The 11743-nt window shown below is 63.1% G+C and carries 15 protein-coding genes; all 15 read right to left on the bottom strand.

The features are described 5' to 3' along the window. Positions 1-686: 686 nt before the first annotated feature. Positions 687-1016, bottom strand: coding sequence for a hypothetical protein (locus RhoBH5_RS31800; protein WP_270009524.1), 330 nt, complete (start codon positions 1014-1016; stop codon positions 687-689). Further along, entirely contained in the window at positions 1013-1801 is a 789-nt protein-coding gene (locus RhoBH5_RS31795; protein ID WP_270009523.1) for a hypothetical protein, read from the bottom strand. The genes RhoBH5_RS31800 and RhoBH5_RS31795 overlap by 4 nt, the downstream gene beginning before the upstream one ends. A gap of 322 nt (positions 1802-2123) precedes the next feature. Further along, on the bottom strand, positions 2124-2756 hold the full coding sequence (locus tag RhoBH5_RS31790; protein WP_270009522.1) for a TetR/AcrR family transcriptional regulator: 633 nt from the start codon (positions 2754-2756) through the stop codon (positions 2124-2126). 162 nt (positions 2757-2918) lie between these two features. Then, positions 2919-3311, bottom strand: coding sequence for a HicB family toxin-antitoxin system (locus RhoBH5_RS31785; RefSeq protein ID WP_270009521.1), 393 nt, complete (start codon positions 3309-3311; stop codon positions 2919-2921). Then, complete coding sequence (locus RhoBH5_RS31780; RefSeq protein WP_270009520.1) at positions 3308-3508, bottom strand: type II toxin-antitoxin system HicA family toxin; 201 nt, start codon at positions 3506-3508, stop codon at positions 3308-3310. Before RhoBH5_RS31780 ends, RhoBH5_RS31785 begins: the two co-directional genes overlap by 4 nt. 88 nt (positions 3509-3596) lie before the next feature. Beyond that, positions 3597-4178, bottom strand: a complete 582-nt coding sequence (locus RhoBH5_RS31775; RefSeq protein ID WP_270009519.1) for a hypothetical protein — start codon at positions 4176-4178, stop codon at positions 3597-3599. A gap of 38 nt (positions 4179-4216) precedes the next feature. Beyond that, a complete protein-coding gene (locus RhoBH5_RS31770; RefSeq protein WP_270009518.1) occupies positions 4217-4375 on the bottom strand; it encodes a hypothetical protein in 159 nt (52 codons plus the stop codon). A 346-nt stretch (positions 4376-4721) separates the two neighbouring features. Then, on the bottom strand, positions 4722-5519 hold the full coding sequence (locus tag RhoBH5_RS31765; protein ID WP_270009517.1) for an N-formylglutamate amidohydrolase: 798 nt from the start codon (positions 5517-5519) through the stop codon (positions 4722-4724). A 90-nt stretch (positions 5520-5609) separates the two neighbouring features. Next, positions 5610-6302 carry a hypothetical protein gene (locus tag RhoBH5_RS31760; protein WP_270009516.1) on the bottom strand — a complete coding sequence of 231 codons (693 nt, stop codon included), beginning with the start codon at positions 6300-6302 and terminating at the stop codon, positions 5610-5612. A gap of 96 nt (positions 6303-6398) precedes the next feature. Further along, the gene (locus RhoBH5_RS31755; RefSeq protein WP_270009515.1) at positions 6399-7631 is read right to left on the bottom strand and encodes an insoluble domain protein; all 1233 of its coding nucleotides are present in this window, start codon (positions 7629-7631) and stop codon (positions 6399-6401) included. Between the two features lie 35 nt (positions 7632-7666). Further along, positions 7667-8968, bottom strand: a complete 1302-nt coding sequence (locus tag RhoBH5_RS31750; RefSeq protein WP_270009514.1) for a ParA family protein — start codon at positions 8966-8968, stop codon at positions 7667-7669. 109 nt (positions 8969-9077) lie between these two features. After that, positions 9078-9611 (bottom strand): hypothetical protein, encoded by a 534-nt coding sequence (locus tag RhoBH5_RS31745; RefSeq protein WP_270009513.1) that lies wholly within the window; start codon positions 9609-9611, stop codon positions 9078-9080. Next, positions 9608-9823, bottom strand: a complete 216-nt coding sequence (locus RhoBH5_RS31740) for a hypothetical protein (protein ID WP_270009512.1) — start codon at positions 9821-9823, stop codon at positions 9608-9610. Before RhoBH5_RS31740 ends, RhoBH5_RS31745 begins: the two co-directional genes overlap by 4 nt. Next, positions 9823-10176 (bottom strand): hypothetical protein, encoded by a 354-nt coding sequence (locus RhoBH5_RS31735; RefSeq protein WP_270009511.1) that lies wholly within the window; start codon positions 10174-10176, stop codon positions 9823-9825. Before RhoBH5_RS31735 ends, RhoBH5_RS31740 begins: the two co-directional genes overlap by 1 nt. Positions 10177-10265: 89 nt before the next feature. Beyond that, the coding region (locus RhoBH5_RS31730) for an FtsK/SpoIIIE domain-containing protein (protein ID WP_270009510.1) at positions 10266-11743 on the bottom strand (1478 nt) is incomplete at its 5' end.

Raw genomic sequence — 11743 nt, 5'->3', positions numbered from 1 at the left:
CGTGTTGTTGCACTTTAATTTACGAGTCTCACGTCAAAATCGGAGTCACCTCTAAAGAGGGCTGGGGGGCGGCGGTCCGGTCCGCCGACACGCCAGCACCGAGCCCATCACTCCACTTCGATCTCGTCATACCCACCATCATACACCCCCACCATCCAAAGAACACTGTAAAACCAAACTCGTTGTCATACACATACATTCACAAAACTAGTTGCACAACTACCCAAAACAGCAGCAGCACAACACAATACTAAAGTTACTGCACCACAACACAATTCAAAAACACCCCACAACGCCACCACCACAACCACTCCCCCAACACACAACACACCCCCGCGTCTCCTCTGCCTACTGCTCGTAAATGTCTGTCCCTCAGGTGCGTTCACGCGAGCATGTTCGCTGAATTCGCGAAAGTGTCCGGTGAATGAGTTCAGGTCGCCACCTCTGACCGACGTACAACCTTGGGTTGCAGGTCAGGACCGTAAATGGTGCTGCGGTCTGGTCAGTGTGGCGACCTGTTGCTCGTCGCAGAACTGAGCTTAGGCGAGGAGTCCGACAGCGTTGCTCGGGCGAGGGTGTCGGCCCCAGTCAGTTTTCGAGTCAGTGTTTGCCGCCGAGTTTTCGACCAAAGGCCCGCCATCCGCCTGAGCACTAGTTCCCATATGGGACATAGGGGCTATATGCGGCTATGGGTGGTTAATCGCATCGGCGGTGACCCAGAGCCACATGTCGAGACCAGCTTTACCGTCGCCAGTCAGCGCATGGATTTTTACGCAGCCGAGCCACTGACCATCACTGAGGAGCGCCCGCGCGTAAAGCTTTCCCGGCATGGTGCCTTCGAGGCGGAGTCCTCCGGCGAGTACTCGCAGAGGGAGCTTGTCGGGGCGTGTGGCGTTCTTCGCCAAGGGCAGAGCGCGGTTCGTCTCGACGATGACCGGCTTGGGCTCTGGCAGGGGGCGCAGAGTCGGGGTCAGTGGCCACGGCTCACGCCAGCCGGCGAAGTCCGGGGCGGTCATAGCGCCTGCGGAAGCGGAAGCGGAGCCGCTTCTTCGGGAGCGGACGCAGTCCACCCCACTGCCCCGCCTGTGGCGCTCAGATCGAACCTGCCGGACCGTGGACGTACACCCCGGCCACTGACCTCGACATCGACAGAGAAGCCTGTGATGCGCCCGTAGCCCTGCCCGATCCCCGTGTATTCGGCGACGTGGGAATTGATGCGGATATCCGCACCGTCCCATCGCCCCTCGGTGACCACCAGGCACGAACCCTTGCTGCGCGCACGGGCAACCACCGCGCGCGCCCTGGTCGGTGGAACGGCGGCACCGGCCAGTCCGAGGACAACCAAATCCATCCCGTCGAGCAGGATCGCCGCCACGTCTATAGCCGCAGAACCCGGAGTAGGGATCAGGGCGCAGCGGGCGAGGTCGGCTCCCATTTCGGTGGCCGCGAGGAGTCCGAGCTTCGGCAGTCCGATAATCGCGGCATGCTTACCGCTGCCGGTGACCGAGGCGAGCAGGCTGAGCAGCACCGACGATGCGCCGTCCACCGAGACGACCGAACCGCGTGCGAGACCGCCCCTCGGGAGCAGGGAAGCGAGTGCCGGAGGAACCTCGAGAACGCTGGTGACGGATTCGGTGATCGTCTCGGGCCGGGTCTCGAACCGCGCTTCGCTGTGTTCGGTGAGGACGGCCGGGGCAGCGGCCCCGTCGGTGCGCGCGGGGATCGAGGCCATACGTCGGCGCAGCGCCTCGATACGGTCACCAGGTGCCAGTGACGCGAGAGTGTTCGGGTCGGCGGTCATAGGTGCTGACCTCCTCCGTCATCGCCTTACCGCTCACACTCTAGTCGAACATATATTCGAAATCGAGCGGTAGGCGTGTGGCCGCTTACCCGCCGAGGTCGGGGATCGAGTGTTTTGGTCCGGCGTAGCAGGGAAGCCGTAGCGGGGCGGGAAGCGGCGAAGTACTGAAGGGGTATCTGCGCCCGTACCGCGCACGAGGACCCACCGACCGGCAGTGCACTCGCCGGGGGTGGGTCCCTTGTGCAGCTCGCCTAATACGTTGGGCGCAGGGTGCGACTTCTCATGACTGAATTCCCCTCCAGCGAAGGAGAGTTCGAGTTTCTCATCGCGCTACGACAGCAGCCAGGTGAACGGCGAGTAGATCGTCGATGCGGGCAGGGAGGTCGACGTCTTCGCGTAGGGCGGGAATGGCGTTGACGGCCCCGGCGAATCCGGCGCAGAGGTTCCAGGCGAGCCGGTGACCTAGGGCGGAGTCGTCGATCGCGGCTTCTGCGATGCCGTCCTCGACGACATCGCTGGTTGCATCGACCCACTGGCGATACGCCTGGTGCGCGCCTTCGACTGCGGGTTCGAGGGTCAGTTTCATTCCGGCACGCAGATGCACGTCGTTTTCGATCTGGTTGGCGAGGTCGAGGAAGACCGCTCGCAGTTGACTCGATGAGGGCTCGCCGGTTGTGGCGGCTTCGGAGAATGCTTCCTCGGCGGCGCTCGTCCACCCCTGAACGAGCTGTTGGGCGATAGCCCCCTTGGATGGGAAGTGATGGAAGATAGCGCCTTTGGTGAGATCCGAGTTGGCGATCAAGCTGTTGACGCTGGCGGAGCTGTAGCCGCTGGCGGCGAACGCCTTTGCTGCTTCGGCGAGGATGGCTGCTCGGGTGGCGATCGCGCGCTGCTGTATTTGCCGCGTCATGGCGGCGGGTGCGAGTTCGGAAGGCACGTCGATAGGATTACTCATGGCTACAGGTCCATTCTGTGGCTATTGGCCCTGACGGTGCTTGCCCACTGTCAGGGCCTCTGTGTGGGTGCTTACGGTTCGAGCGGAGTGCTCGTCTCCCGCCTTTGCAGGCAGAGAGTGTGTTCACACTCGAGGATCGAGCGTGAAGGTTTCGGTGAGAAGTCAGCTTTTGATGAGCTGGCTCGCACGTTGGAACGAGACGTCGAGTAGTTGACCGATATCGCGTACCGGCACGCTGGCAGCGGCCATTTCGTGCGCGAGAGCGCGGGCGGATGCGACGGACGTGGATTCGTATTTCGCGGCGCGTTCTCGGTCCTGTTTGATCTTTTCCGCGCGCTCAGTCAAGTCCGGCCCCTCGGCGTCGAGTTTGACGTGAACGGAAACATTGATGTCCGCCAACGGTTTACCTGCTGATACAGCAATGAGTTCCCGTGCCATCAATTCGGCTTCACCGAGGCGGCGTGCCTGGGTCAATCCGTCGTCTCCGAGGGCAGGGACTTCGATCATCCACCACTTCCCCTCACGGGTGACGGTCACTTCGTAGGTCTCGCTCATGCTTTCGCCTCCTGAATTGCCTTGAGCACCTTGCGGTATACGCCTGGGGAGATGGTTCGATGCCCGTCCGGGACGCTCACGTGCACCTTTCCGTTCTCCGACTTCCACGTGGTGTGAGAGCCTGCGGTCCGCAGTGGCGTGAAGCCTGCGGTTTTGAGTTCTTTGACCACTTTGCGTGCGGGCTGATCGGCAACCATGAGAATAGTCTAGTTGGTTGACTATTTCCAGTCAACCAACTAGACAAAATTGAAGGAACTCGCGTTTTGCCAGCTCACACGCTTTTGTTCATTGTCTGAGGTGGGCGCGGACCGCGTCGGTTCCGTCGTCGTACGAGTCCACATAGCGCCCGGACCCGCGCTGGTATGTCGAATCCACCGATGCGGGATTGTGGGCCATGAAGACCACATCGGGGCGTCCACCGTTGTAGCGCTGATACAGCGTGTAGTTCCAGCCATCGGGTGCGTAGTCGTCGTTCCATTTCAATCGCGCGACGGGCACGAATCCGGACTTCGCGTAGATGGCGGGGAGGACGGTATCGAAGCAGTCCAGACGTCTTCCACCTGCGGCGACGGCGGTTTCGAGCATCGAGTTCGCTGCTCCGGGATGGTTGCTGTCGTGGTGTGCGTAGAGGGAGACTATTTCGTCGTCTTTTAGTGCGATGCCGGAACGGCCGTCATCGGTGACGAAGAGCCGCATACCTGCGTATTCGTCATCGTCGTAGACGTGAACCGAAGAGGCGTGGGGGTTTCTCTCGCGCAGTGCTTGCATCTGGTGGCGATAGATCTGCGCGTCGTGAGGATGCAGTTCGTGCAGCGTGGGCGTACTTTTTCCGAGATTGCGGAGCTGTTGTGCGCGTGCGTCTGTCAACCGGTGTACTGCAACCGGCGTGATGTGCCGGTCGTCGATCAGAAGCCGTGGAACTTCGCCAGGTCGATCGCCAGGTCGTCCCACTCTTGTTCGATCGCCAGCCGCTCGGCTTCCGGCAGCTCCGGGGTCCATCCCCACTGTCGCCAGAACGCTTCGCGCTGCTCCTGCGTCAGGGTCGGTATCTCGTTGGCGGTCATGGCCGGTGTCCTTCGGATCGTGGTGTGCGGAATCGGCTGCGGCTTGAATCTGATGCTCGCGTAGGGCTTTGCCGACATCGAGGCGTTGCCGCAAGTTTTCGCGCTTGCTTGGATCGTCCTCTGTGTCGAGCTGGTTGCGCAACTCGGACTGCCCTCCGGGCGTGGCGTCGAATTCAGCGGATCGGTCATCGAAGTTGGCTCGCGCCGCGTCGAGTCGTTGCCGGTTCCGTGTGATCGCGGGGTTCGCGTCGAAGAGTGCTTGCGCTGAGTCGAGTCGTCGGCGGGTGCTGTCGAGGCGTGCTCGTACGTGTGGTGTGCAGCGCGGGCCGGGATGCTTCTGGCACATTTACCGGCTTCCCCGATCGGCAGCCTCGACGAGTCTGCCGAGCATGGCTCCGAGGTTCTCGGCGGCGATGTCGACGAGTTGCCCGGTTTCGTCGATGTAGCAGTCGCGGCGTAGTTCGATCATCACCGAGACCGCGCGCAGGTCGGTGCGGTAGCGGTCGAGCGGAACGTAGGTCCCTTCGAATGGGCTGTCGGTGTCGATGTCCCCGAGCGGGGAGAACGCGGCGTAGACGGCTTCACAGAGCCACGGCGGGGTGTGGTGGGGGTCGGTGCCGATGCACAGTGCGGGGCGCGGTCCGTCGGTGTGCAGTTCGTATGCCGAGGGCTGGGCCGGGTAGGAGTGGACGTCGATGATCACAGCGCGGCCGGTGGCGGCGATTCGTTCAGTGACCAGGTCTGACATCGCGGCGGAGTAGGGATGGAAGTAAGTGTCGAGCAGCGTATCTCGTGCGGCGACGTCGTCGCGGCGCAGGACATCTCCGTTGCAGGTTCGGGTGTAGACCGCGCCGCGTCCGACCGCGTTGAGTTCTTCACGTTCATCCGGGAAACGTTCGGGATCGACCACCAGCCGGGAGAGGTCGTTGCGCAACGCCCACGGCCGCGCGGTCACTGATTGTGCTGCGTGCTGGGCGATGACGTCGGTGTGTGCGTCGGTGATCTCGTCGAGTTCGGCGGCGAGCTGTTCATCGGTGACGGTCAGGGTCGGGCGGATCGCGCGCGGGATGGCGCGGGAGGCGTGCGGGACGTGCAAGATGACGGGCGATGAGGAATCGCCTGTCATCAGTGTTCTCGTGTTCACGAAATCTCCTTGGGTGCGTGGCGGATTGGCGTGCGTTTCCCAGTCGTGGACGGTAGGTGCCAGGTACTTTTCGCCGATGTTTTCAGTCGGTCATTTGCTGATGACGTCGATGAACCATCGACCGTCCAGCTGTTTGGTGGTGATGGTCTGCGGCCACTGCACGGGCGGTTGGCCGGGACGCATTTCGGCGAGGACGACGGTGTAGACGCCTGTGGTGTCTGTCGTGTTGACGGGGGTGATCCGTACGCAGTGAGTGGTTCCGGGCGGGACTGTGTCGATTCCTGCGGTTTGGATTGCAGCGCCTTGCGGCAGTGGGCTGTCCGGGGTCGCGAGTGCGCGGACGGCGTCTCCAGACCGTGCCACGTAGTAAGCGTGTTCGAACGCTGCGATGACTCCGGACCCGGATTTTTGGTCGCCGGGGTCGGTGCGGCAGAGGTCTGCGGCCTCGGCGGCGGGGGTGGGTTCGTTGTCCAGAGGGGGTGGCGTGGCGGCGAGTGTGAGAGTGGGTTCGATGGAACTCGTGTCGTCGACGAGCGCAGTGGGTGCGGGCTCTTCGCCGCCGAACAGTCGAAGGACGAACCAGCCGAGGAGGGCAAGCACCACGATCGCTGCGGCGACGTAGCGAAGCCTGATGTTCTGGACCGGATTCTCGCGCTCTGATTTTGGCGGCTTCGGAGTTTTCGGGGCCTTACTCGGTTTCGGGCTTTTCGGGGTGCGGGTGGTGGCAGATTGTGAGGTTCCGCCGAGTAGGTCGACCACGGCGGGGTGTCGGGTGTTTTTCATCGCTTGTGCCCTCCGGTTGTGCTGGCTGGGTGAGATGTTTGAGGGCGGGCGGGCTGTGTGCCCGCCCGCCCTCAGATAGGGAATCGATCCGCTGGATTACGCGGGTACTCCTGCTCCGACTGCATCGCTGATCAGCTGTGATGCCAGGCCGGGGGTTGCGTTGGTGAAGAAGTCTGTGAGTGCGGTGTCGACCTGTTCGATGATCTGCTCGCCTCCGGGCTGGGCTGCGACGAAGTCGCGGGCCTGCTGATCGACGGCCGGTGCGGTGGCGACGGTGTCGCGGACGGTGGTGGCCACTGCCTGCCCGACGGGGCCGGAGTTCTCCCAATCGGTAAGGGCGTTCTGTGTCTGGGTGGTCACGGCAGGCTGATCGACGTCGGGGAAGTATTCGCTGACATCGACGGGCTCACCCAATTCACCTGCGCCGTAAGCGGTTGCGGCTGCGACTCCTGCAATTCCGCCGCCGACTGCGCCGATCGCCGCTGCGGGAATACCCAAAACAGCTGCGCCCGTTGCTGCTCCGGCTGCCGTGCCGACGACGCCCGCAGGCACCGCGCCGATGGGTGTGAGCACGGGGCTGAACAATCCGAGAGCGCTGGTGCCACCGATGGTTCCGCCGATCAAACCGCCCACTGTGGCGGCAGGGATGCCGAGGGCAGTAGCTCCGGCCAAGGCTCCACCTGCACCACCCGCCAGCTGTGCGGCTGCGATTCGGCTCGCACGATCGACCGGGATACCGATCGAGGCGTAGAAGGTGGAGACCTGGCTTTCGACGACGGCAGAGGTGTTGTTGGTGCGGGCGAGATCGATGTCCGAAACCCAGTTCGGCTGATCGAAGACCCAGTCACCGATACGACCCTTTTCCCTGGGCGCGATGATCGGTGCGACGATCTCGACCGGGCCGGGAGCGTGGATGTTGCCGTAGTCGATCGGGGCGACGCTGTAATCGGCCGGGGGCGTGTAGGTGCCGGAATCGTAGTCCCAGTTCGGGAGCGGCTGCGACGGAACGTTCTGGTATTCGGCGGGCGGTGCCACCCAATAAATCGGCTCCGGCTGCGCCTCCGGCACGGTGACGGCAGGTTCGAGGACGGCAGGGGTGGTGATGCCTGCCTGTCCGCCGCCGTCGGTGATTCCTGCCTGTCCGCCGCCGTCGGTGATGCCTGCCTGCCCGCCGGGATCTGCCATTGCGGAGGGTGCGAGGGCGATTCCTGCCGCGACGGCGGCGGCAACGACAACGGCTGCGGTGCCCTGCCTGGCAGCGGTGTGGCGGCGGTGCCGCCCCCCCTGCTGGGCGCGACGTGCGGCTCGGTTACCTGCGGTGATGTCCATGGTGTGCCTTTCGTAAAGGGATGAGAAGGGGTCGGTCAGTGGGTGGGCTGGGCGATGAGGTCTACGACCATTGCTGCGAGAACAGACAGTGCTGTCGTGGTCGCGGGGAGCAGCTGAGAAGCGGCGATGCGGCCCCCGGACGCGAACTTCGGCTCGTAGGGCATGCGAACCACTTTGTGGACGTGGAGTTCGTTGAAGGCGTCGACGGCCGTGGTTTCGACGACGGGGTTGTCGCCTGGTCCGTCGGTGATGACCACGATGGTGCGGGCCAGGATTTCCGGCCCATAGGTGGCGGCGAGATCGGTGAGCATTTTGTGTCCAGGCTCGGCGGTGTCGTGTCGCATCGGTACCGGGACGATGAGCGCGTGAGCGTTCGCTGTGGCCCATTGCCAACCACCGGAAAGGGTGGCGTTACCGGGTGTGTCCGCGATGAGGATCTCTCGGTGCGCGGACATGATTCGGCCGATGGCTTCCGCGTCGTGGTAGCTGAATCCGACTCCCCCAGCTCCGGAACTTCCGGCAACGATGTCGTCTCCGCCTGGCTGTCGCGCCAGATGACGTGAGAGCGCGGCCGGGGACATATTTCCCTGTGCTGCCGCATCGGCGGCGACCAACGAGTGCACGTCTTGGCCTTCGCGTGGCGGAATGCTCACACGACCGGGAAGAGTTCCGCCGACCTCGGCGAAGTCGACGCACACCGAGCTTCCTGCTCCTCGGTGCTTGGCGATGGTTTCGTTCAATGCAATCGACAGCGGCGTCTTGCCTACACCACCTTTCGGGTTGGCCACTGCGACGATGGAAAATCCTGGAATGTGTCCGGTGATCTTCGCGGCAGCTGCGCGCTGGCGGACCTCTGCGGACTCGGGCTTGGGCGCCAATCGCAGGTTCAGGACGGCGTTGAGACGGCCGCGGATTCCCATGCGCGCGGGCTCTTCTGCGCCGGGGACTGCGACTGGAGCGACCAGGACAGATTGCCGTTCCTGGGCAGGGGCGCGAAGTGGTGCACTTGGGGGTGCGAACTCGGCTGCGCGGACGCTGACGGGTTCCTGGACGGGGCGTGCGGGTGTGGGGACGGCGACCGGTGCTATTGGACCGGTGGGAGGTCCGGCGACCGCTACATAGCCGTCTGGGGTCACTGTCAGTTGCTTGGTGGCTCCGAACCCGCTGACCGAGACCTCGACAGACTCTCCTGTCTCGGTTGCTTCGGTCTTGGCGAAGTCCTCGATCGCACGAAAGAGTGCCTTCTCGTCGGCTGCGGACAGTTCGATGTCTTCATTCCCTGATCCGCTGACGCGGGCGGTCTTGTCCGAGGTGACCGCGACAGTCAACGCCGCCATCACGCGTTCGCTCCGCTGGATGCGGTGACGCCGGACAGGTCGACGTTCGGGTCGGTCCTCATTCGGTAGTCCTTTCGTTCGGACGGGGCAGGGAGTGCGCGATGGTCGCTCAGGTGCAGTCGACGTGGAGTGAGACGTACATCTGCTGATTTGCGCCGTAGCGGGAGTACCAGTCGTCGGGCACCTTGGGCGCTGCGGCGATGTCGACGTGGTCCGGGGTGGACCAGTCGATTTCCCGCAGATCCGGGTAGTACTTGTTCGAGGTGTCCAGGTCCGCTTCGAGCTTTTGTTCGGTGTTCTCCACGCTCAGCACTTCGGAGGGATTGGAGACGGAAATCTTCCACCCGTAGGGCGCTGTGATCTCGACGGAGAGGTCGTCTCCGTTGCCGAAGCATCGGGCGCTGACATCGTCAGGTGAGGGCGTGGTGATTTCGGTGGGCAAGTGCTTTTCACCCCAGCCGATGATGATGTCGCCGTAGTCGTTTTGGGAGTGAGTGACGATCGTGCCGTGCTGCGTTGCTGTGACGCTCTTGGCGTCTCGGCCACCGTCGCCACCGCAGGCGGTCAGCATCAGGGTCGCCCCGAAGAGTGCTACGCCACTGACGGCGACCAGTTGGCGGCGACTACGGGTCCGGGCGCTCACGAGGTTGTTCCTTGCTCGTGGACGCGTGCGTTGCGCGCCTCCATTGCTGCGTACACCTCACGAACGACCGACGGCGCATCTTCTGTGTCAGCGATGATCGAATGACTGCGTGGGCTCTCGTCGCTGTCGGGATTCAGGTTTTCGAAGCCCCCGAAATCGGAGGCGACTTCGCTGGCGTGAAAGACGTCGAAGTCGTCGGAAGTATCGGTCATCAGACACCTGCTCCGAATGCGCCGACGCCGTTGAGTTCACTGAGCATTTCGTCGATCGTCTCTGCGGTCTGAGCGAGCTGCGCGAGAGCTTTGTCGCGGCCTGCTCCGGCGGGTAGTGCCTCGATGATCGAGCGTCGGAATGCGGCCGATGTCTTGATCTCTTCGAGGCGTTCGACTGTCAGCTCCACCTTCTCGTCGAGCTTGGGGAGCCACTCCGGTGTTCCCTCTTTCAGCGCGGTGCGTAGTTCGAGGATGACGGGGTCGTTGGCTCCCTTTGCTGCGAACGGTCCGCGTAGTGCCTCGACATCGGTGGATGTCGGGCTGATGGACTGGGAGATTCGGCGGCTGGACATTTCGGTTCCTCTCGGTGGGGTGGAGCGGTCTGACGATCAGTTCGCGGTGGGTCTGCCGGGTTGGGCACGGATGCGGTTCACCGGGTTACTCACACGGCCAGTTCGGACGCATCACCGTCGACGCCTGCGAGCAGCACGATTTCGCCGGGATCGAAGGACACCTTTGCGCGCGTCCGGCCTCCGGTGTCGATGGTGATGGTGGTTCCGGTGGGCTTGGTGTCGACGGATGCGACGGTGACGATGTTCGGTTCGCCGTCGTCGTTGGTGAGCAGGATCGCCGTTCCCGGTTTGAGGGCGTGAGCGGGGATTGCGTCAGCGATATCAGCGACCGGCACGTCTCCGAGAAGGACGGGTTCTGCCACGCTTCCGTGCTCGCGGTTCTTTGTCGCCAAGGCGCGTTCGGTTTCGAGGAATTCGCGCAGTTCTCGCGAGTAGCACATGAATTCGGGTGCACCGCTGGGTTGTAGTGCGTCGATGATCGCGATGTCGGCTTGTGAAAGTTGGTTCCATTTGTTGGGGTGGCGGTCGACGTTCGGTGTCCACCACACCTGTACTTCCATCGGTGTTCCGTCGGGTCCGGTGGCCATTGCGCGGCCGGGGATCGAGGTGTCGATGCTGCGCCCTTGGTGCGCGTCACCCCACACCATCTGTGCGCCGTCCTGGGAGAGGTTCGCCAGCGAGAGGCGAGTGCCGAAGTTGTCGCGTGCATTTCCCGACGCCCCACCGAACAACGAAGCATCGGGACGCTGCACACCGAGGAGGAGACGAATTCCCGATGAACGAGCGAGCACCGAAAGCTCTGCCCACGCTCCGAGGGGGTCCAACGTGGTGATCAGATTGCGCGTTTCCTCGTCGGGGTCCTTTTTCAGGCGCGTCCATGCAGCGGAGAGGATGAAGAACTCGTCGAGAACCGCGATCAATAGAGGAAGTTGAGACGGTTCGATTTTCTTCACGTGGACGTATTGGTTGCGCGCCATCATTTCCGCGTGCAGCGCACGGATGAAGATCGCTGCACGGATCGGGTCGTAGACGATCGCACCGCATCCGGGGTACCCCTCGAGACCGTCGAGTTCGATCATCTTCGGATCGACGCCGATAAAGGGAATTCCGCGCAAAGACGCTTCGGTCAAAATCGTGCGGATGGCAGAGGTCTTTCCGCCTCCGGTCGGGCCGACGATCAGGCAATGCGGCTTGTTCGATTTGGTCGAGACGTCCCAGTAGGCGATCACGTCGGCAGCACCGGTGGCATACGGCAGGTAGCGGTTCGCGATCGCTGTCAGCTCCGCAGGGGCTGGGTGCGCTATCCGTTCCTTCAGTGGCGCTTTGAGGGTCAGCAACAACTCCCCCGACTCGGGGGACCATTTCACATCCCAGTTCTGCCCGGATTCGTGTTCACCGGCAATGGAAATCAGCGCTTCGTTGACGCGGTACTGGAACGCTTCCGAGCCACTGCTCAGGTTAGGGGTGAACCCGATGCGGTAGCCGGTCTCGGCACCACTCTCGTCATGCGAGCACACGCTCACTGTGGCGTCCTTGAGGATCGCCCCACTTTCGAGGGACTTGGCGA

Source organism: Rhodococcus sp. BH5 (assembly GCF_027583855.1).
GTDB lineage: Bacteria > Actinomycetota > Actinomycetes > Mycobacteriales > Mycobacteriaceae > Rhodococcus_F > Rhodococcus_F qingshengii.
The sequence above is the reverse complement of the archived record's forward strand: the minus strand, read 5'-3'. Positions and strand labels throughout refer to the sequence as shown.